Source organism: Bradyrhizobium guangdongense (genome assembly GCF_004114975.1).
In the GTDB taxonomy this organism is placed as follows: domain Bacteria; phylum Pseudomonadota; class Alphaproteobacteria; order Rhizobiales; family Xanthobacteraceae; genus Bradyrhizobium; species Bradyrhizobium guangdongense.
This window is the reverse complement of sequence record NZ_CP030051.1, coordinates 3379893-3402217: the sequence shown is the minus strand read 5'-3', so window position 1 is coordinate 3402217 and position 22325 is coordinate 3379893. Positions and strand designations below refer to the sequence as shown.

General features: G+C 62.8%; 14 protein-coding genes. 7 read left to right on the top strand and 7 right to left on the bottom strand.

The window, feature by feature from the left end:
- Positions 1 to 23: 23 nt before the first annotated feature.
- From X265_RS16160 to X265_RS16130, 7 genes are all read left to right on the top strand, one after another.
- Positions 24 to 1784 (top strand): MOSC and FAD-binding oxidoreductase domain-containing protein, encoded by a 1761-nt coding sequence (locus X265_RS16160; RefSeq protein WP_128969297.1) that lies wholly within the window; start codon positions 24 to 26, stop codon positions 1782 to 1784.
- Positions 1785 to 2063: 279 nt separating this feature from the next.
- Positions 2064 to 2768 (top strand): type 1 glutamine amidotransferase domain-containing protein, encoded by a 705-nt coding sequence (locus X265_RS16155; protein WP_128965702.1) that lies wholly within the window; start codon positions 2064 to 2066, stop codon positions 2766 to 2768.
- 75 nt (positions 2769 to 2843) lie between these two features.
- Positions 2844 to 3707, top strand: coding sequence for an enoyl-CoA hydratase/isomerase family protein (locus tag X265_RS16150; RefSeq protein ID WP_128965701.1), 864 nt, complete (start codon positions 2844 to 2846; stop codon positions 3705 to 3707).
- A gap of 55 nt (positions 3708 to 3762) precedes the next feature.
- The gene (locus X265_RS16145) at positions 3763 to 4185 is read left to right on the top strand and encodes a GlcG/HbpS family heme-binding protein (RefSeq protein ID WP_128965700.1); all 423 of its coding nucleotides are present in this window, start codon (positions 3763 to 3765) and stop codon (positions 4183 to 4185) included.
- 24 nt (positions 4186 to 4209) lie between these two features.
- Positions 4210 to 4785, top strand: coding sequence for a VOC family protein (locus X265_RS16140; protein ID WP_128965699.1), 576 nt, complete (start codon positions 4210 to 4212; stop codon positions 4783 to 4785).
- Positions 4786 to 4839: 54 nt separating this feature from the next.
- Complete coding sequence (locus X265_RS16135) at positions 4840 to 5847, top strand: alpha/beta fold hydrolase (protein ID WP_128965698.1); 1008 nt, start codon at positions 4840 to 4842, stop codon at positions 5845 to 5847.
- Positions 5848 to 6177: 330 nt separating this feature from the next.
- On the top strand, positions 6178 to 11667 hold the full coding sequence (locus tag X265_RS16130; RefSeq protein WP_244659320.1) for a trifunctional serine/threonine-protein kinase/ATP-binding protein/sensor histidine kinase: 5490 nt from the start codon (positions 6178 to 6180) through the stop codon (positions 11665 to 11667).
- A 654-nt stretch (positions 11668 to 12321) separates the two neighbouring features.
- Here X265_RS16130 and X265_RS16125 read toward each other — a convergent pair.
- The 7 genes from X265_RS16125 to X265_RS16095 all read right to left on the bottom strand — a co-directional run bounded on the left by X265_RS16125 (position 12322) and on the right by X265_RS16095 (position 22195).
- Positions 12322 to 14019, bottom strand: coding sequence for a GMC family oxidoreductase (locus X265_RS16125; RefSeq protein WP_128965697.1), 1698 nt, complete (start codon positions 14017 to 14019; stop codon positions 12322 to 12324).
- 63 nt (positions 14020 to 14082) lie between these two features.
- Positions 14083 to 15414 (bottom strand): MFS transporter, encoded by a 1332-nt coding sequence (locus X265_RS16120; RefSeq protein ID WP_128965696.1) that lies wholly within the window; start codon positions 15412 to 15414, stop codon positions 14083 to 14085.
- Positions 15415 to 15490: 76 nt separating this feature from the next.
- Entirely contained in the window at positions 15491 to 16297 is an 807-nt protein-coding gene (locus X265_RS16115; protein WP_128965695.1) for an enoyl-CoA hydratase/isomerase family protein, read from the bottom strand.
- A 31-nt stretch (positions 16298 to 16328) separates the two neighbouring features.
- Entirely contained in the window at positions 16329 to 17873 is a 1545-nt protein-coding gene (locus tag X265_RS16110; RefSeq protein WP_128965694.1) for an AMP-binding protein, read from the bottom strand.
- Positions 17866 to 18384 (bottom strand): (2Fe-2S)-binding protein, encoded by a 519-nt coding sequence (locus X265_RS16105; RefSeq protein ID WP_128965693.1) that lies wholly within the window; start codon positions 18382 to 18384, stop codon positions 17866 to 17868. The genes X265_RS16110 and X265_RS16105 overlap by 8 nt, the downstream gene beginning before the upstream one ends.
- A complete protein-coding gene (locus X265_RS16100) occupies positions 18381 to 19196 on the bottom strand; it encodes an FAD binding domain-containing protein (protein WP_128965692.1) in 816 nt (271 codons plus the stop codon). Before X265_RS16100 ends, X265_RS16105 begins: the two co-directional genes overlap by 4 nt.
- The gene (locus tag X265_RS16095; RefSeq protein ID WP_164938621.1) at positions 19193 to 22195 is read right to left on the bottom strand and encodes a xanthine dehydrogenase family protein molybdopterin-binding subunit; all 3003 of its coding nucleotides are present in this window, start codon (positions 22193 to 22195) and stop codon (positions 19193 to 19195) included. Before X265_RS16095 ends, X265_RS16100 begins: the two co-directional genes overlap by 4 nt.
- Positions 22196 to 22325 lie beyond the last annotated feature (130 nt).

Here is a 22325-nt window from a genome sequence, read left to right as displayed (position 1 = left end):
GAGCGGCGACCGCGGAGAACGCCATGGGCCGGTTACTGTCAGTGAATGTCGGACTTCCGCGCGACGTCGCGTGGAAGGGACGCACCGTTCATACCGGAATCTGGAAGAACCCGGTGCAAGGCCGATGCCGGGCCAGACGACTCAATCTCGACGGAGACGGTCAAGGCGATCTGGATGGTCATGGTGGTGAACATCGCGCTGTCTTCGTCTACCAGATCGAATCCTATCGCTACTGGCAGGAACAACTGAACAGGACCGACTTCATCCACGGCCAGTTCGGCGAAAATTTCACCATTGAAGGACTGGCAGACGATGCTGTGTGTATCGGCGACCGCTACCAGATTGGCAGCGCGCTGTTCGAGGTCACGCAGCCCCGCGTCACCTGCTATCGCGTCGGCATCCGGATGAACGAGCCGCTAATGCCGGCCTTGCTGACATCCAGCGGACGCCCCGGCTTCTACTTCCGTGTCTTGCAGGAAGGTGACGTGGGCGCCGGCGACGAAATCGTGAAAGTGGGCGAAGCGAACGAGCGGATGACGATCGCCGAGATCAATGCGCTGCTTTATTCGTCCCATCATGCGCGCGCTAGCCTGGAGCGAGCATTGCGGATCGAGGCTCTTTCAGGCGGGTGGCGTTCATCGCTCGAAGCGCTCTTGGAGAGTCAAGCGACTGCTTCGGGCAGCGGCAATGCCGGACTCGCGCCAGCTTCAGCCGCGCATCCCGCCTCCCCTGGATTTCAGCCGCTACCAGTGGTAGCGATCGAGCAGAAATCGGCCGACGTTCTTTCGCTGTCGATGCAGCATGCCGACGGCCGGCCACTACCTCCGTATCTGCCTGGTCAATATGTGGTCTTGCGTCTTCGGCCTGCCGACGGCGGCTCATTCCTCTTTCGCAGCTACTCGCTGTCCGGCCCTCCCTCGCCGGATCGTTACCGCATCAGTGTTAAGATCGAACCTAATGGAGCGGCTGGAACATGGCTGCAGCAGCATATCCGGGTGGGCGATGTGCTCGACGTCAGCTCCCCGCGTGGCAGCTTCATCCTGCAGCCTAGCGACGGCCCCGTGGTGTTGCTCAGCGCAGGCATCGGGGCGACGCCCGTTCTGGCGATGTTGCATGCGCTGGCAGCTGTGCACTCGGCGCGACCAGTCTTGTGGCTGCACGCGGCACGCGACGGGATGCATCATCCATTTGCCGCTGAAGTCCGAGGTCTTATGCCGGCGCTGATCCAGGGCCGCAGCCATATCTGCTACAGCAAGCCGGACGCACGCGACAGGCTGGGCATGGATTTTGACGAGATCGGACACTTATCGCGGTCGGCGCTGGAGGCAGCCGGCGTCCAAAGTGATGCGGACGTCTATCTCTGCGGTCCCGCCCGCTTCATGTCGGACATGAAGGAGTCTCTTGCCGCCATCGGGGTCGCACCGAAACGTATTTTCGCTGAGATCTTCGATGGCGCCGAAGCGATGACCCCGGGAGTCGTCGGTGCGGCGAAGCGAGCCGCGCATGGTCCCGCGGACGACAGCAAGACAGGCCCGCTGGTGTCCTTCTCGCGCAGCGGAATCGCGGCACATTGGAGGTCGTCTTATCAAAGCATCCTGGAACTGGCGGAAGCTTGCGACGTCCCGGTGCGGTGGGCCTGCCGGGCAGGCGTCTGTCACAGTTGCGAAAGCGGACTGGTGTCCGGAGACATCGTCTACGGCCCGGAGCCGCTCGACATGCCGGCCGACGGCAATCTTCTCATCTGCTGCTCGCGACCGCGCGGCGACATTGTCGTCGATTTGTGACGTTAGCGCGATATCGGAAGATCATCGCGAAGCGATCGCAATCCGCGATTTCTCGGCGACATCCAACATTGGCAAGACGTCGCTCATATCAACGTATGAGTGATCGGCGCTCAATGTATGAGTGAATGCCGCAGCCTCAGCCGGTAAGAACACGTCAGTCGCCCTCGCAATTCTCTCGGTCAACTCGACGGCGAATCGGAAGGCGACGAGATCGCGCCGAAGCATCTCTCTCGTGGTGCCAGGTGGCGCTTCATTCAGTGACCACAAAAGGAGACAATCATGAAGGTGCTGATGGTTATCACGTCCCACGATCAGCTCGGCAACACTGGCCGCAAGACGGGCTTTTGGCTCGAAGAACTCGCCGCTCCCTATTACGTCTTCAAGGACGCCGGCGTCGAGATCACGCTCGCATCGCCGAAGGGCGGACGGCCGCCGCTCGACCCGAAGAGCAATGAGCCTGAATTCCGCACCGACCTGACGGTGCGCTTCGAGAAGGACAAGGCCGCGGAGGCGCAGCTCGACAAGACGTTGCGTCTCGACAGCGTCCGGCAGGAAGACTTCGACACCCTGTTCTATCCGGGTGGCCACGGCCCGATGTGGGATCTCGCAGAAGACAAGGATTCTATCAAGCTGATCGAGTCCTTCATCGCGGCGGGCAAGACCATTGCCGTCGTCTGTCACTCCACGGGCGCGCTGCGCCACGTCAAGACGCCGCACGGCAAGCTGCTGGTGCAGGGCAAGGAAGTCACCGGCTTCACCAACGGCGAAGAGGAGGAGGTCGGCCTCACCCACGTGGTGCCGTTCCTGGTCGAAGACGAGATGATGAAGCTCGGCGCCGTATTCTCGAAGGTCGTGAACTGGGGCGTGCACGTCGTCAACGATGGCCAACTGATCACCGGCCAGAATCCGCACTCCTCGGGCCCGGCTGCGAAAACCCTGATGGCGGCGTTGAAGCAGAAGTCCACCACGGCGCGCGCTTCGTAGATCGAGGATGGATCGGAGAGGCGCCTCCCGCGGGTGCCTCCCTCACCGAAACAGCAAGCGCATGGAGGCCCCACAATGAACGCGCCGGCATTGACGAACGTGACGACGACGAAGACGCAGATCCGAGTCACTCGCGCCTCGCGCGCCTGCTGGCGGATCGCGCTTGACAACCCACCGCTCAACGTCATGGGTCCGCCAATGGTTCGCGAGTTCCGCGACATCGTCTCGGCGATCGAGACCGACGAGGACCTCAAGGTCGTGGTGTTCGAAAGCGCGGTCGAGGGCTTCTTTCTCAATCACAGCGATTTCCATGCCGACTTCAAGGAGCTGACGGGCATGCCGCAGGGGCCGACCGGCCTGGAGGCATGGCCCGATGTCCTCGTCCGCTTGACGCGGGTACCCGTGGTGTCGATCGCCCTGATCCGCGGCCGCGCGACGGGGAACGGCAGCGAGCTGGCGCTGGCCTGCGACATGACCTTTGCCAGCCGCGAGAAGGCGGTGCTGTCGCAATGGGAAGTGGGCGTCGGCCTGGTTGCGGGCGGAGGCCCGATGGCGCGGATGCCGGGCGTGATGGGCCGGCAACGTGCGCTAGAAGTGCTGCTGAGCTCGAACGACATTAACGGCGACCTCGCCGAGGCCTATGGCTATGTGAATCGGTCGCTGCCGGACAGCGAGCTAGACAGCTTCGTCGACGCGCTGGCGACGCGCATCGCCTCGTTCGACAAATGGGCGATCGCGAACACCAAGCGGCTGGTGAATGCCGCAAGCCTCCCGCCCGATGTCGAGATCGCCGCCGGCTGGGAAGCCTGCATGGCTTCGATCCCGCGGCCGTCCGCGCAGGGCAGGCTGAAGACGTTTTTCGAGCTGGGCTTTCATCAGCCCGGCGAAGCCGAAGACCGCCTTGGATCCTGTCTGGAGCGGCTCGGTCAGGGCGCCTGAACGGCGCTCGCGCGCATTTCCCCGAAACGCAACATCGTACAATGAGGACTTAGTCATGGACTTGCTTGCTCTTGCGAAGGATATCGCGGACCGAGTCGAAGCACAGTCGGCCCGCTCCAAGGTGCCGGTCGCAGTTTGCGTGATCGACATTCACGGCAACATCGTTCTCAAGCACCGCATGAACGGGGCGCCTGCCTTCTCGATCGAGGTCGCGGAACGCAAAGCCTACACTGCCGCACTGGTCGGGCTTCGCACGGCCGACATCGCACCGCTAGTACAGCCGGGGCAGGACCTCTTTCCTCTGATGGGTCTCTCCGGCGGACGGTTTTGCTCCATGGCAGGCGGCGCGCCGGTCACGAGCGAAGGGCAATTGGTCGCTGGTGTCGGCGTCAGTGGTGGCACCGTCGCACAGGACGTCGCCATTCTCGAGGCGGCCCTTCGGGATACCGCAACGCCCGCGCTTGCGGCGGCATCGTGACACGACATCTCCAAGGAGGCGAACATGAGCATGACTGAATTGCAAATTGAGTCTGCTGCGAAGGCGTTTCGCGCGAGCACGATCGACATGAGGCTCGAGGTTGTCGTGATCCCCGTTTCCGACGTCGATCGCGCCAAGCGTTTCTACAGCGATCTCGGCTGGAGGCTCGACATAGACTTCATCGACGGCGACGACTACCGGGTGATCCAGTTCACGCCGCCAGGATCCGGGTGTTCGGTGATCTTCGGCAGGAACGTGACGTCGGCCTTGCCGGGATCGGTGCAGGGACTGCACCTGATCGTCTCCGACATCGAGGCGGCGCGCGCCGACCTGATCCGCCGCGGCATCGCGATCAGCGAGCCCTTCCACGACACCGGCGGGATCTTCCACCACGCCGACGGCAAGCGCATCGTCCCCGGCCCCAATCCGCAGCGCAAGAGCTACGCCTCATTCGCTTCATTCAGCGATCCCGACGGCAATGGCTGGGTACTGCAGGAGGTCACGGCCCGACTGACGGGGCATCTCGAACCCGGCGAGAACCGCTTCACGCCCGAGATCACGGAGCTGGTTCTGCGCGCGCTGGCCAGCAAGCATCGTTGAGTGGCGCGCAATCGCAGTTGATCCGTCGATCGCCGACTAGGGATTGGAGACCCCATGATTCACTTTTCATGTTCATCCGAGCCGCCAACGATCGCGGGAAATCGAGGTTCAGCCGGCGCTACGCGAGGCGCCGTGCTGGCAGGCAGCGTGACGGCCGTTGGCCTAGGTACGTCCTCGCCGGCGCAAGCATTGGTTCCACAGGCCACGACCGGAATACGGCACAAATGGGTCCGCGCCGACGGCGTCGAAGTGTTCTACCGTGAAGCCGGTCCCGCCGACGCACCCACCTTGCTGCTGCTACACGGCTTTGCGAATTCCTCCTTCTATTTTCGTCACCTGATGCCACAACTGGCAGACCGGTTCCGGCTGATCGCGCCGGACCTGCCATCGTTCGGCTTCACGCAAATCCCGGCCGAGCGAAATTACGCCTACAAATTCGACTCGCTGTCCCGCACCATTGCCGCGTTCGTCGATGCCCTGGAACTCAAGCGCTACGTGCTCTACGTCTTCGATTACGGCGCGCCGGTCGGCTGGGATTTGGCACTGACATATCCCGACCGTGTGGCCGGAATCATCAGCCAAAACGGCAATGCCTATATCGAAGGCCTGAGGCCTGAGGCGTGGAATCCCCTACGCTCTTATTGGGCGAGCCCGAGCCCTGACAAGCGCGAGCCGATCCGCGCGCGGATGAGCCTCGATGGGGTGAGAGCGGCTTATTTCCATGGCGTGGCCGATCCATCGAACATCGAGCCAGAGTCCTACACGCTCGATGCGGCGATCTTGGCCCGACCAGGCAATGCAGAGCTGCAGATCGATCTCAAGCTGGACTACAACCGCAACATTGCGCGCTATCCGCTCTATCAGGACTTCTTTCGCCGGCAGCAGCCCAGACTGCTCGCTATTTGGGGAAAACGCGATCCATTTTTCGGTCCAGAGGGTGCAGAAGCGTTCCGGCGCGATATCCCCGCCACCCGCATCGTTCTTCTCGATACAGGCCACTTCGCGCTTGAAACAGAAGGTGACATGATCGGCGATGAGATCCGGCATTTCCTACTGGACTGACGGCTGCACAATCGGCTCTCTGAACGAAAGCCGGCTTCGGCAGGATTAGGTCCAAGGCTATTGGAGCTACGTCACTTTACTCAGAAAAAAGCGCAGCCCATCATTGCTGCAAGCAACCTAAAATGGAAAGTGGACCCACGCCACCGGTTCGCGTGGCCTAAAGCTTCTATCATGATCGCCAATGATAGGGCGCTGATGGAAGCTCCCTACCAGACTTGGTTGGCCGAAGATCTGCAAAGAGAAAAAGGGCGTGCGCGGATGCACCCAAAATGCTAACTTTGTCGCTGCCGAGCGGATCCAGGGTGATTGTCTCATAGGCGAGGCTTGGGCGTGGAGCTGTCTTCTCGGTTTAGCGCGAGCGGAATTGGCGGTTTTGAGGTCTTGTCGGAGGATGGTGGGCTCATCCTCGGCCGAGCGTGGCGTGGGCGCTTAGGGGATGCGCGAAAGGATGTACTGCTCGTACTCTCAGACTCGGAGCAGCCGGCGCCAAACACTGTCGAGCGACTCACCCGCGAATACTCTTTCAAGGATGTGCTCGACGGCGCGTGGGCAGTACGGCCCCTCGAGCTCTTGCGAGAGCGCGGTCAGAGCATTCTGGTGCTCGAGGACCCCGGCGGCGAGTTGCTGAGCGCGCAGACGGGCGCGCCGATGGAGATAGGACGCTTCCTGCGCATCGCCCTAGGCGTTGCCGCGGCCATTGCCAAAGTGCACCAGTGCGGCCTCATCCATAAGGACATCAAGCCAACTAACATTCTGGTGAACACGTCGAACGGCGAGGTGCGGCTTACAGGCTTCGGAATCGCCTCACGCCTGACGCGGGAAAGACAGGCGCCCGATCCTCCCGAGGTCATTGCCGGCACATTGGCCTACATGGCGCCCGAACAGACCGGGCGAATGAATCGTTCGATCGATTCACGCAGCGATCTCTATTCGCTCGGCGTGACACTCTACGAAATGCTTACCGGCAGCCTTCCCTTTACGGCCTCTGATCCGATGGAATGGGTCCACTGCCATATTGCGAGGCAGGCTCACCGGCCTGGCGAACGGACAAAGGGAATTCCCGACGTCATCTCCTCGATTGTGATGAAGCTCCTGGCAAAGACTGCCGAAGACCGCTACCAGACCGCTCCTGGCATCGAACGTGACCTACGACGCTGCCTGGAAGAATGGCGGACGCACGGCCGTATTGATCCATTTCCGCTGGGCGAACATGACGCCTCGGACCGATTACTCATCCCAGAGGTGCTCTACGGGCGCGAAGTCGAGATCGCGACGTTGCTAGCGTCTTTTGATCGTGTCGTAGGGGGAGGCCGACCAGAGTTCGTTCTCGTTTCCGGATACTCGGGCATCGGCAAATCCTCCGTCGTCAATGAACTCCATAAGCCGCTCGTCCCGCCGCGCGGGTTTTTTGCATCCGGTAAATTCGACCAATACAAGCGCGACATTCCCTACGCGACGCTGGCGCAAGCCTTCCAGAGCCTCATCCGTCCAATCCTCGCGAAGGATGAGGAAGAGCTAAGTCGCTGGCGCAATACAATACGCGAGGCGCTTGGTCCAAATGGCCAGCTCATGGTGGAACTCGTTCCGGAGTTGAAGCTCATCATCGGGGAGCAGCCGCCGGTCCCGGAACTTCCGCCGCGGGACGCGCAGCAGCGCTTCCAGCTGGTATTCCGCCGATTCCTCAGCGCGTTCACACGGGAGCATCCCCTTGCCCTGTTCCTTGATGATCTGCAATGGCTGGACGCATCCACCCTGGATCTCGTGGAGCACTTGCTGACGCATCCGGACGTCAAAGATCTGCTCCTGATTGGCGCATATCGTGACAATGAGGTGGCGCCAACACATCCGCTGATGCGAAAGCTGCACGCATTGCACCAGGCCGGCGCGATCCTGCAGAACATCGTACTCGCGCCACTGACGCGTTACGACCTCGAACGATTGATTACAGATTCGCTTCACTGCGAACCGCAACGTGCTGGCTTATTGGCGGAATTGGTTGAGGATAAGACGACCGGAAATCCGTTTTTCGTCGTTCAATTCCTATCTGCTCTCTTCGAAGAGGGATTACTCATCTTCGATCACGTTAAAGGACGGTGGGATTGGGACCTCAATCGCATCCTTGCCAAGGGTTACACCGACAATGTCGTGGACCTCATGGTGGGGAAATTGAATCGCCTGCCGGCCGAGACGCAGAAAGGATTACAGCAGCTCGCTTGCCTCGGGAACAGCGCCGAATTTTGCATGCTCGGCATGATCGCTCACGACTTAGGCGAGGGGATGCATGGACAACTCTGGGAAGCAGTCCGAGCTGGACTCATTTCCCGATCAGAGGACTCGTACACGTTCCTCCACGATCGCGTGCAGGAAGCCGCCTACTCCCTTATTCCTCAGGAATCGCGGGCGGAAACGCATCTGCGCATCGGCACGTTGATGGCGGCGCGCGTACCACCGGACAAGCTTGAGGAAAACATCTTCGAAATAGTCAGCCAACTCAATCGCGGCTCTAACTTGATCTTATCGATCGCAGACCGCGAGCGCATCGCGGAATTGAATCTCATTGCAGGCAGGCGAGCAAAGCTTTCAACGGCGTACGCATCGGCTCTCAATTGTCTCCATGCTGGGCGCGGATTACTGACGGACGAGACGTGGAATCGCAACTACGATCTCATCTTCTCGATCGAGGCCCTGCTAGCAGAATGCGAGCTGCTGACCGCTGACATATCTGCAGCAGAAGATCGGCTTTCAAAGTTGGCCGACCGGGCGAGAACCGCCCACGAAATCGCCCTCGTCGCTCGTTTGCGTGTGACCCTGTATATCCTTGTGGGCAGCCCCCGCGGCACAGAAGTGTTCATCGAATACCAGAGACGTCTCGGAGAAGAGTGGTCGCCGCACCCCACCGACGAAGAAGTAAAACGAGAATATGATCGGGTCATCTCTCTTTTGGATTCTCGGGAAATCCAGCAGCTTGTCGATCTGCCCTTGATTACCAATCCTGACGTGCTCGATATGCAGGACGTGTTTGCCGAAGTTGTGATGGTTGCGAGCTTCACCGACGCGAACCTCTATGCACTCGTGCTGTGTCGAATGGTCGGCCTCAGCCTGGAGTACGGCAACAGCGACGCATCGTGCTTTGCGTACGTATCGCTGGGTACGGTCGCCGGGTCTCGTTTTGGGAATTATGAGGTCGGTTTCCAACTTGGCAAGCTGGGCTACGATCTGGTTGAGAAGCACGGATTGCTCCGCTATCAAGCCCGCGTCTATTTGCGCTTTGGGCTCTGCATCATGCCATGGACGCGACACATCAATACCGGACGCGAGCTCATTCGACGCGCTTTCGACGCCGCGAACACAATCGGTGATTTCACTTTTGCTGCGTACAGCTACAACTTTCTCAACACAAATCTTATCGCCGCCGGAGATCCTTTAGACTATGTGCAACATGAGGCCGAAAGAGGCCTTGAGTTTGCACAGAAGGCGAGATTCCTCCGGGTCACTGACCAGATCACTACACAGCTCGCGCTTGTCCGAACACTTCGCGGTTTGACCACAAGCTTCGGATTCTTCAACGAGGACCACTTTGACGAGCTTCAGTTCGAGAGCCATCTATCAAGTAACCCAACCTTGTTGGTTCCGGAGTGCTGGTATTGGATTCGAAAATTGCAGGCGAGGTTCTCTGCTGGCGATTACTCCTCAGCAATCGAGGCATCATTGAATGCCGAGAGACTTCTTTGGTCGTGCAATTATTATTTTGAAACGGCGGAGCATTGCTTTTACAGCGCTCTCGCCCGGGCCGGCGCCTTTGATGCTGCAAGCCAGGACTCGCGACAGGCACACTTCAAAGCTCTGACTGACTACCACCGGCAGCTAGCAATTTGGGCGGAGAACTGTCCGGAAAATTTCGAAAACCGTGCCGCACTGGTAGGCGCGGAAATCGCTCGGATCGAAGGCCGCGACCTCGATGCCATGCACTTGTACGAGCGGGCTATTCGATCGGCCCGTGAGCACGGTTTCGTTCAGAATGAGGCCATTGCTTATGAGATCGCGGCGCGGTTCTACGACACACGCGGCTCAGCGACATCCGCCAACGCCCATCTGCGCAATGCCCGACACTGCTATCTCCGCTGGGGCGCGAACGGCAAGGTGCGACAGCTTGACGAGCTATATCCACATTTGGCTGTTACAGAGAAACAGCATTCCTCGGAAGCCAAGGGCTCCGCAATCGACCGGCTGGACGCTGCAAGCGTTGTCAAGGCTTCCCAAGCCCTGTCCGGCGAGATCGAGCTACCGAAGCTGATCGATCGGTTGATGACGATTGCAATCGAGAATGCGGGCGCGGATCGCGGGCTTTTGATACTCCCGGTAGGGAATGAATATCTGGTCCAGGCAGAGGCGCGAGCGACCGCCGATCAGGTAGAGGTCACCATGCGTCAGGAGGCAGTTAGCCGGGTCACGTGCCCGGAATCGCTCGTCCGCTACGTCATCCGCACGCGGGAGAGCGTCATCCTCGATGATGCCTCCAAACCCAACCTCTTCTCCAGCGATGAATATCTGCGCAACCGCCAATCGAATTCGATTCTTTGCCTTCCCTTGATCAAACAAGGAGAATTGACTGGCATTCTCCTTCTCGAAAACACGCTGACCTCACATGCATTTACACCCGCCCGGATTGCAATTCTCGAGCTGCTGGCGGCACAAGCCGCGATCTCGCTGGAGAACACACGTCTCTATGGCGATCTTCAGGAGCGGGAGGCGAAGGTCCGCCGTCTTGTCGACTCCAATATCATCGGAATATGCATTTTCGATTTTGACGGGCGGGTCATAGAGGCCAATGAAGCGTTCCTCGGCATTGTGGGACGTAGTCGCGACGATCTCACGTCAGGGCGCCTGCGCTGGAAGGATTTGACACCTCAGGAATGGGGGGCAGCCGACGAGCGAGCCTTGGCGGATATTGCCGCCACTGGAACCTGCGTCCCTTACGAGAAGGAGTTCTTCCGGAAAGACGGCCTCCGCGTGCCAGTTTTCATGGCAGGCGCAAGCTTTGACGAGGTTCGGCATCAGGGCGTCGCCTTCGCGCTCGATTTGACCGAGCGGAAGCGTGCCGAAGCGGAGCTCGCACATTCGAACCGCGTCGCGACGATGGGCGAGCTCACCGCTTCCATAGCCCACGAAGTCAACCAACCTCTTGCCGCCCTGCTCACGAATGCCGAAACCGCCTTGCGCTGGCTTGCCCGTCACCCACCAGATCTTGGGAAAGCCAAACCATTGATCGAGCGCACAATTAGCGACGGCAGGCGGGCTGCCGATATTGTAGGCCGAATTCGTGATCTTTCCAAAAAGGAACCACTGCGGAAGGAAAAGCTAGAAATAAACGAAACAATTCTGGGATCGATAGCGCTAACCCGCGTCGCCATGCTTGAGAGGGCTGTTCAGGCAAAACTCAATCTGGCGGACGGGCTGCCGCCGGTTTTCGCTGACAGAGTTCAGCTGCAACAGGTGATGCTGAACCTGATCATGAACGCCATTGAGGCGATGGGAGAGGTCAGTGAGAGAACCCGCGAACTGGTGATCAGCACCAGCAAGGTCGGATCCGACCGCATGCTTGTCGCGGTGAGCGATTCGGGGCCAGGGCTGCCTCAAACCTTACCCGATCGTATCTTCGACGCGTTCTATACGACTAAACGCACCGGCTTGGGTTTAGGGCTGTCGATCTGCCGCTCCATCATCGATGCGCATGGCGGACGGCTGTGGGCAATCCCCAACGAGCCCCACGGCGCCACCTTTTGCATGGCGCTGCCGGCCGGAGAGACGTCGGTTGAATGATCTTGTTTTTGCAACGACTCGCGTCGAAATATTTTCGCAATTTTGCGGCCTAACGCTGGGTCTCGATGGCATCAGCTGTCGCATGCTCGACTGGGCTACGGACCCTCGTACGGATAGCGCGGCAGGCGTGCCGACGAGCGCCTTCTCGAGCGGCTTGACGCGGGATGATGTGCTCGCGGTTGATCAGCACTACGTGACCAAGGGCGACCGTGTTCATCTCGCAGATGGTCCCCGGAGCACCGCAGGCCGAGCCGGACTTGCCTCTCATAACTGATGCAGATCAGTCGCGACCGCTACCATTGGGAGTATGAAAGCGGGGAAAATCGCAGTTTAGCGTACGAAATCGTACGATTGGTAGCGGGGGAGCGACTCGAACCCCCGACTTTATTCACCATCACGGCTAAGCCAAATTAGCCGACACCGATTGCCCCGCCGCAAGACTGATAAGGTTTCGCATATTACCTTATCAGTTCGCCAACTGACTCCATTTGCGACCAAAGCTTATCTGTTGCGGACTGACTCCATTTCGTAGGATAGCAGCGAAGACGGTCGAACCTGACTCAACGTTATGCGATCGGAGCCAGAGTCGATCGACTGCCCCAGTCCGCGAGCACAAGTCAATAGAATGACCTTTCGCGTTAGCGCAGCCGGAGTTTAACATCGACGCAAAAGCGCATCACTGATCTTCTCAGCGGCCATAATGACGGGGATGTTGGTGTTGGCGGTCGGCAGCCGCGGGATGATCGAGGCATCCGCCACGAAGATATTGTCGCTGCCGATCACCCTGCCCTCGGGATCGACCACCGCCATGGGGTCAGCGGGATCGCCCATGCGGCATGTCCCCACGGGGTGCCAGACGCCAAACACGTTCTGCCGCACGAATGCTTCGAGGGCACGGTCGTCCGTTAGCGTCGCCCGGAAGGCGCTGCCGTTGAGCAGTACCAGCCTGATCAGGAGTTGCCGAAGACCGGCGGGCACGTCCAGTATCGGCCCGAGCACGGAGGCGATGATGCGGTTGGAGGTACTGTGCCGGCTGAGGCGCTTGATGCGGGGCGAATAGGACGCCGGGAAGAAGTCGCCGGCCGCGGGGTTGAGCGCCGGATGCACCACGAGCTTTGCCAGCAGCCGGACGGATGCAACCATCCGCTCCAGATCGCGTGCATCGGACAGCAGGTTGAAATCGACAACCGGATAGGTTTTCGGATCGCGGCTCGCCAGCGTGAGCGAGCCGCTCGAATACGGCCGGTTGCACCAGAGAAAATAAAGCCCGAGCCGCGTGCCGAGCGCGTGCCAGCCGCCGCGGGCCGAGGCGGTGATGTACATGTCGGAGGGACAGCAGCCCTGTTGTCCCGACGAGAAGCGCATCGCCACGAAATTCGGGCGCCGCCGGGTCAGCGGCAGCCGCAATCGGCGCGGCAGATACTGGCAGAACGTCAGCGCGGGATGATCGCGCAGATTGCTGCCGACGCCGGGTAGATCGATGATGACGGGAATGCCGAGTGATTGCAGCGCGGCGGGGGGACCTATGCCCGCCCGCATCAGCATCGCCGGCGATTGCAATGCGCCAGCGGTGAGGATCACGCGGCCCGCGCGGACGCTGAGCTTTTGGCCGCCGCGGGCGAGCACCACGCCGGTCGCGCGGCGGCCTTCGAGCTGGATCTGCTCGACCTCGCTCTCGGCCCAGAGGGTCAGGTTCGACCGGGCGCGGGATGCCGCGTCGAGATAGCCGGCGGCCGTGGAGACACGGCGGTCGTCTCGATTGGAGAACGCCGGCGGAAAGATGCCATCGTCGAACTCGGCATTCTGATCGTTCCGGGACGGCAGGCCGGTCGCCGACAATGCCTCTCCGACGGCCTTGCCAAATCGGGGCATCGCCTCACGCGCGATGCGGCGGATCGGGATCGGGCCGCTTCGGCCGTGAAGCGGCCCGTCGAAATCCAGATCGGTCTCGAGCTTGAGGAAGTACGGCAGCACGTCCGTCCAGCCCCACCCCCGTGCGCCGAGAGCGTGCCATTCGTCATAATCGCGCGGCAGGCCGCGATTGGCCGACTGCACGTTGATGCTGGAGCCGCCGCCCATCACCCGCGCCTGCTCGTAGGCGCGGACGACCGGCTTGCCCTCGGCATCGCGGCCGGCCGCCGCGGACAGGCCGGGCCAGATGTACTTGTCGCCGAAGAACAGCGGCATCGGGTAGCTGTCGAGGATCTCCGGCGGCGTCGCCTCGGGCGGGGTGTCCATGCCGGCTTCGATCAGCAGAACGCGGCGGCGTCCGTCCGCGGAAAGCCGGTTCGCGAGCGCGCAGCCCGCCGACCCGCCGCCGACGATCACATCGTCAAAATGCAGCTCGTCCATTTCCGTCTCGCTATGCCCTAAGCGGGCTGGCGCGCCTGCAAGGCAGCCGCGCCAGCGCAAGGCTCAGCGGAAGTTGCCCCTGGTCTCCGGGATCACGACCGCACCGATCAGGTAGATCACGAACACGCCGACCGCGAAATAAGCCAGCGACATCGGGATTGCCGCGGGGCTGCCGCTCACCAGCGAGACGAAGGTCGGCATCATGCCGCCCAGCGCGAAGCCGATGTTCCAGGACAGGCCGGTGCCGCTGGCGCGCAGCGCCGTCGGAAAGCGCTCGTTCAGGAAGATCAGCACAGGCGCATAGCCGGCATTGCCGATGAAGGCGATCGCAAGTGCATAGAGCGTGATCTGCGTCGTGTCTTTCGTTGCAGCGAGGTTCAGATAGGACAGCGGCAAGAGCACCGCCGCGCAGACGCCGATCAGCAGGAACGTCTTCTTGCGGCCGATGCGGTCACTCAGCGCGCCGACCAGGACCGCAGAGAAGAACGCCGACACGCTCGCGCCCATCAGGATCAGCGACGAGGTCTGGTTCGGGACCGCGTTGATGACCTTGAGGAAGCTCGGCAGGTAGCCTGAGGTCAGGTAATAGCCGGCGCCGCCGCCGAAGGTGATCAGTAGATTGATGAGCAGCACGCCGCGATACTGGCCGGAGAACACGTCCTTGACCGGCGCCTTCGAGACCTTCGCCTGCTTGTTGCCCTGCTGGCGCTTGAGCTCCTTGAAATACGGGGACTCCTCGAGGTTGCGGAAGATGAACCAGCCGAGCAGCGAGCTCAGCAGGCCCGAGAAGAACATGAAGCGCCAGCCCCAGACTGCAAAGGCATCACCGGGGAAGACCGAGGATGTGATCAGGAAGATGAAGGAGGCGAGCAGCGCGCCGATGCCGGCGCCGCCGCCGCCGACCAGGCCCGACATCGCGCCGCGCCATTGCGGCGGGACCGATTCCGTTCCGATCGTATGCGTGGAGGCCACGACACCGCCGACGAAGATGCCCTGCACCAGGCGCAGGATCAGGAACACGATCGGCGCAAGCACGCCGACCTGCGCGATGGTCGGCAACAGACCGAACGCGGCCGTGCTTAGGCCGACGCCGATGATGGCGACCAGCATGGCCTGCTTGCGGCCGTGCACGTCGGCATAATGCCCGAACACCGCCGAGCCCAGCGGCCGCATCAGCAGCGTTACGGCAAACGAGCCGTAGACCGCGGCGAGCGACAGCGCCGCATTGCTCGACGGAAAGAACAGCGCGCCGACCACCGGCGCCACGTAGAGCAGAATGAACAAATCGAACAAATCCAGTGCCCATCCAAGCACCGACGCGATGATCGCATTGACCATCTGCTTGTTGCCTGCCGACGCCTCGGCACCGGCGATCGGCATATCTATCTCAGCCATGTTGTCCTACCTCCCCCGTTTGAGTAGCGCCGCGGTCCGCGCCATTGCAGACCGCGGCAGTCGTCGTTTCTTTCGATCAGCGGCCGACGAATTTCGGCGGGCGCTTGGCGTTGAAGGCCTCGACGCCTTCCTTGAAGTCCTCCGACTGGCGCAGGCGGCTGTAGCAGTGACCTTCGAGTTCGATCGCGATGGCGAGCGTTGAATCCTCGGTGTCGTTGAGCAGCTTCTTGGCGGTGCGCTGCGCCAGCGGCGAGAAGGTGCGGAGCTCGTCGACCAGCCTGTCGGTCGCCTTCTCCAGCTCGGCATCGGGCACGCATTCGGTGGCGATGCCCCACTCATAGGCCTGCTTGGCCGAAATGCGCTTGGAGCGCATCACGATGTCCTTGGTGCGGGTGATGCCGACCATCTTCTGGAGGCGCGCCGAGCCGCCCGAGCCCGGGATCTGGCCGAGCTTCTGCTCCGGCAGCGCGTATTGCGTGGTTTCGGACGCGATGCGGAAATCGCAGGCGAGCGACAGCTCAAAGCCGACGCCGAAGCAATAGCCGCGGTTGGCGACGATCACAGGCTTGGCGCAGCGGGCCGGCGCCGCGATGTTCCAGGCGAGCTTGGAGACGTGCTCGGGGCTCGCCTCCATGAAGCCGCCGATATTGCCGCCGCTGGAGAAGTGCTCGCCCTCGCCGCGCACCACGATGACGCGGACGCGCGGATCCTCGTCCAGCGTCTCGAAGGTCAGGCGGAGCTGGTCGCGCTGCGGCATCGCCACGACGTTATAAGGCGGACGGCCTAGGATGATGTCGGCGCGCTCATTCGCCTCATCGATCTCGACCTTGAACCCGTCGAGTTTTGCTAATCGCGGATCGGTAAACGCATAGGCTGACGGCATTTCGGCTTCCTTCTGTTGATGGGTGTGACGATCAGGCCGCGTCCGATGGCGGCAGACGCTCCGCCTCGTATTCTCCGGCGATCAGCAACCGCCGCAGCAGCTTGCCGACCGGCGATTTCGGGATCGCGTCGACGAAGACGTAGCGGCGCGGCCGCTTGAAATTGGCAAGGCCGGAGGTGCGGCAGAACTGCTCCAGCTCGCTTGCCGATACCGCGCGGTTGCGCTTGACGAAGGCGGCGACGATCTTGCCCCACTTCTCGTCAGCAACGCCGACGACCGCGACCTCGTCGACCGCGGGATGCAGCGACAGGCAGCTCTCGATCTCGACAGGCGAGACGTTCTCACCGCCGGTGATGATCATGTCGTCGACGCGGCCGGTGACGAACAGGTCACCGTCGGAATCGATGAGGCCGGTGTCGCCGGTAAAATACCAGCCCTCGCGCAGCGACTTCGCGTCCGCTTCGGGACGCCGCCAGTAGCCTTCGAAGGCCTCGTCACCGGCGAGCGTCGCAATGATCTCACCCTCCTCACCGACTGCGGCAAGGTCCCCGACCGACTTGGCGCCGATCCGAACGACCTTCACATGCTGATTCAGTCCCGCCTTGCCGGCCGAGCCGGGTTTTGCAGCAGCGTTCTGATCGATCGTGAAAGTGTAGATCTCGGAGCTGCCGTAGTGATTGACGAACAGCTCCGGCCTGAACGCCTCGTTCAGCTTCTTGAGCAGGCCGTCGGTCATCGAGGCGCCGGCAAAGCCGAGCTTGCGCACGCTGGAAACGTCGGTCCTGGCAAAGGCTTCGTGGTGGACGAGGTCGTGATAGAGCGTCGGCACCAGATAGAGGTTGGTGATCGCCTCCTTTTCGATCAGCGCCAGGGCCTGGCGGCTGTCATAGCGCGGCAGGCAGATGAAGCTGCCGCCGATAAGCGACATCGCCAGCAACGAGCGGACGCCCATGGTGTGGTAGAGCGGCATGACGCCGAGCGTGCGCTCGCCGCGACCGTAGAGATTCTGCGCGACATGGGCGATCGCCGCGGCGCGCTCGGCGCGATGCCGGCGCGGCACGCCCTTCGGCCGTGAGGTCGTGCCCGACGTATAGAGCATGATCGACCAGGCATCGGCGCCGACACGCGGCGCCGCGTCAGACGCACTGTCCCTGATCAGATCGGCAAAACTTGTCGCTTCACCGGTTCCGGAATCGACGGAGACGCGCAGCAGCCTGCCTGCCAGCGCGGAACCCCGCACGGCCTCGGCGGAGGCGTCCTGGTAGAACACCGCGCAGGCTTCGGCATTTTCGATACCATAATCGAGCTCATCGGCCTTGGCGCGCCAGTTGATCGGCGTGATCACGAGGCCGGCGAACTGACAGGCCCAGTGCAGCGTCGCCGCCTCCCAGCGGTTTTGCAGCAGGGTGATGACGTGATCGCCGGGCTTGAGACCGAGGCGATCGAACGAGGCCGCCAGCGCGGAGATCTTGTCGTACCATTGCCGGTAGGTCAGGCGGAGGTCGCCGTCGACCAGTGCAATCGAATTGGGATCGCGCGCGGCGCTGGCCATGAAGCTGCTGGCGAGATCAAGCATCGGACGTCTCTTTTTGGGATGAAGCGAGCCGGGTGGCGGCATCCAACGCCGCCTGGATGATCGGGGTGTAGCCGGTGCAGCGGCAGATATGCCCGCTGAGGAGATCGCGGATCTCCGCCTCAGTCGGCGTCGGGTTGTTCGCGAGATAATGGTCGAGCGACATCAGGATGCCGGCGGTGCAGAAGCCGCACTGGAGCGCGTGGCTGCGACGAAACGACTGCTGTAGCACTCCGAGCCGGTCCGCCGACGGCGCCAGCCCGTCGACCGTGCTGATCTCGCTGCCATGGACCTGCGCCGCGAGCGTGAGGCAGGACCTGGTCAGCATGCCGTCGACGACAACCGTGCAGGCACCGCAGACGCCATGCTCGCAGCCGACATGGGTGCCTGTTGCGCCGAGCTGGTGGCGCAGGAAGTCGGACAGCAGCATGCGCGGCTCGGCCTCCGCCTCGACGGGCTTGCCGTTGAGCGTGAAACGGATGGCATGACGGCTATCCGCGTTGAGACGGGTCATTGCAGCACCTCGCGGATCAAGTCGCGGCCGATCGAGCGCACGAGATCGCGGCGGTAGCGCGCGGTGGCGTGCACGTCATCGCGGGCGCCGAGCTCGTAGGCGAAGGCATTGAGGGCATCATCGAGCGCGCTGCCGTCGAGCTTCGGCCAGTCTCGCGCGGTCGGTACGTCGGCGACCCCGCCGACAGCGAGGCGAACGCCCGCCGGCATCTTCATCGCGGCGCAGGCGACGATGGCAAAATCGCCATGTCGGCGCGCGACTTCGCGGAAGGCGACGCGCGATCCCTTGCTGACAGGCAGCGAAATGCCTTCGATCAGTTCGTCATCCGCGCGCGCGGTCGACATCATGCCGGCAAAGAAGTCTTTGGCCGCGACGCGGCGGCGGCGCTTCGCGCTGCGCAGCAGCACCTCGCCACCGAGGGCGAGGAGTGCGAGCGGCATCTCGGCGCTGGGATCGGCATGCGCGAGCGAGCCGCAGATCGTACCGCGGCTGCGGGTCTGCATGTGCCCGACCCAGGGAAGCGCCAGCGCGACCAGCGGCAGAGACTCGGCGAGCTCCGGCCAGGCCAGCAGATCGGCCTGCCGCACGCCGGCGCCGATCATGACGGCATCGTCCTTCCGCTCGATCTGCCGCAGCGCTCCTATGCGCATGATGTCGATCAGCAGCTTCGGCTTGGCGAGGCGCATGTTCAACATCGCCATCAGCGACTGCCCGCCGGCGAGCACGCTGGCATCGCCGCCCTGCTGCGCGAGGCCGTCGAGGACGTCGCCGACGGTTTCGGCGCGGAGATAGTCGAATGCGGGCGGCTTCATCGACGGCCCCCGAACAGGCCGGCCGCCTTCGCCAGCAGTGCGAACAGCGAGAAGCCGCCGCCCGCTGCGCCGCCACCGCCGGCCTTGCGGGCCAGCGCGGTGAAGAATTGGCCGATGATCACGCGGGTCGCGCCGTCGAGCAGGCGGCCGCCGATGCTGGCGACCTTGCCACCGATGGCGGCGTCATAGTTGTAGGTCAGCGTCGTTCCGCCGTTGCCATCAGACACAAGCGTGATGCGTCCCTCGGCGCTGCCAAACCCGAGCGCGCCGGTGGCGCTGCCGCGCAGGGTGACCGCGCGTGGCGGATCGAGATCGAACAGTTCGACGTCGGCGCGATAGCGGCCGGTGACCGGGCCGATGCCGAGCGTCACGTCGGCGCGGAAATGCGTCTCGGTGACTTTGTCGACTCTCTGGCAGCCGGGAATGACAGATTGCAGCGTCGCGGGATCGAGCAGCATCGCCCAGACCTGCTCGGGCCCGCCCTTCACCGACGCCGCTCCCTCGCCGCGCAGCCGGCGGTCACCCTTGCGCACGAGCGCAGCGGTCGCGCCGCCTGCGGGCGGCGGCGGCTCGGCGCCCCGCACCAGTTCAGCGAGCCGCGCGGGCACAAGAGGCAGCGTAACGTCGGCAACGCCGAGCGCATCCGCGACCGCATTAGCGAGGCAAACGGGCGTCGACATGCAATTGCCTTCGCCAACGCCCTTGGCGCCGAGCGGCGTGAACGGCGACGGCGTCTCCATGTGGAAGATCTCGGGCTCCGGCACGTCCGTCGCCGTCGGCAGCAGGTAGTCGGCGAGCGTTCCCGTCAGGAAGCTGCCGTCCGCGGCGTAGGCATATTCCTCGAGGAGCGCAGCCCCGAGCGCCTGGGCGAAGCCGCCGCGGATCTGGCCGTTGACCATGCCGGGATGCAGGATCGTGCCGCAGTCGTGCATGGTCACGTAGCGATCGATCCGCGTCTCCAGCGTGACCGGGTCGATCTCAACGCCGCAGAAATCGAAGATGAAACCGTGGCAGAGCGAGGAGTTGATGCGGTCCTCGTCGTCGGGCGGCGTCAGCTCAGGCGGCGTCCAGAACACGGTCTCGCGGATGGTCTGCCCGGCATCATCGGGCAGCGAGCCCGGAGACCAATGGCTAAGCGCGGCAACGCGGGAGAACGCGATCCGGTTCTCCGGATTGTGCTTCGAGGCAACAAAGCCGTTCGCGAACACGATGTCGGCGGCCTCGACATTGAGCTGGCTCGCCGCGATGCGGGCGAGACGGCCAGCGACGCGTTCGGCGGCGAGCTTCGCGGTGCCTGCCACGGCTGCGGCAAAACGGCTGGCGTAGTTGCCCGACGCGATCGACCAGGCATCCTTGGCCGTGTCGATCTCGGTATTGACACGGATGTCCTTGGGCTGAAGGCCGAAGACGTCGGCGACGACTTGGGACAGCACGGTGCGATGGCCCTGCCCCTGCGGCACCGAGGCGACGTGAACGGTGACACTGCCGACGGGATCGAGGCCGACGGTTGCCGTTGCCTGCGCGCCGTTCTTCGGCCCGGCCTTGCGACGCTCGGCCGCCGTCAGCACCGTGGTGATGTAGCCCATGTTGGAGACGCTGGGCTCGACCACGGCGGTGAAGCCGATGCCGTAGAGCCGCCCCTGCGCCCGCGCCTTGTCGCGCCGCGCTTTCAGTTCGGCAAGACGGCCCTGCTCGACCGCGCGCGCGACGGCCTCCTGGTAGTTGCCTGAGTCCAGCAAGGCACCGGTCGCGGTGCGATAGGGAAATACCCCGGCGTCGATCAGGTTGCGCTTGATGACGTCGAGCGGATCGAGGCCGAGGCTTGTGGCGATCCTCTGAACCAATCGTTCCAGCGCGAAATAGACTTGCGGCCCACCGAAGCCGCGGTTGAGACCGGTCGGTGTCTTGTTGGTGACGACGACGCGGTTGCGCACCTTGACGTGGCGAATGTCATAGGCGCCGGTCAAATTGCCGTGCATGCGGTAGAGCGTCGCCGGCTCGGGGGCACGCAGATGAGCACCGCAATCCTCGACCTGGTCCCAATCGAGCGCGAGGATCCTTCCGTCGGCCGCGACCGCCGCCGACAGCGTCGTCGCGCGGTTGGTCGCCGACACCGATGCGGTGAGATGCTCGAGCCGATCCTCAATCCATTTCACCGGCCGCCCCGTGACGCGCGCGGCGGCGGCGATCAGCACGATATAGGGAAATACGCCCTGTTTGACACCGAAGCTGCCGCCGGAATCCGGCGGCGTGCGCAGCCGCAGCCGGTTGCCCGGCACTTTCAGCGCACGCGCGATCACCGTGTGGATGCTGAACGGGCCCTGGAAGTTGGCGAGCACCTCATAGGCGTCCTCGCCGGCATCATGCGAGGCGACGACACCATAGGTCTCGATCGGCGTGCAAGAATTGCGCGGATATTTGATGCCGATGGAAAAGCGGTGCGGCGCATTCGCAAAGGCTTTTTCCGGATCGCCGTAGCGAAAGGCGCGGTCGCTGGCGAGATTGCCGGGAAAGCCGTCATGCAGCACGGCCGCGCCGGGGGCGAGTGCGCCCAGCGGATCGACCACGGCCCCGCGTGGGCGATATTCGACGTTGATCAGCTCCGCCGCATCCTCGGCGCGGGCGCGGTCGGTCGCGACGACCACGGCGACGGGCTCGCCGACATAGCGCACGCGGTCCACCGCGATCGGCCAGCATTCCACCGACGCCTTGACGCCGACGACGAGACTCGTGGTGACGGCCTTGACGTCGCTGCCGATCAGAACCGCAGCAACGCCCGGCGAGCGCCTGGCCGCCTCGGCATCGATCGAAACAATATCGGCGTGCGCGTGCGGCGAGCGCAGAATCGCCGCGTGCAGCGTGCCGGGCGCGACGCCGAGATCGTCGATGAAACGGCCGCGGCCAGAGAGCAGCGCGGCATCCTCGACACGCTCGATCGAGCGTCCGACCCACGGTTCATGGCCACTTTCCGGATTTGCGGATCTGACCGCCTGCAACATGTCCCGGCATACCTCCCGACGCGTTCTTTGACGCGACGGCGACACTTGTCAGGACAGGGGCTGCGCGGGCCATACCGCCCGCTCTCACGACTTACCAAATCGTCTCATTCGAGCGCGTGCAGCGCAATAT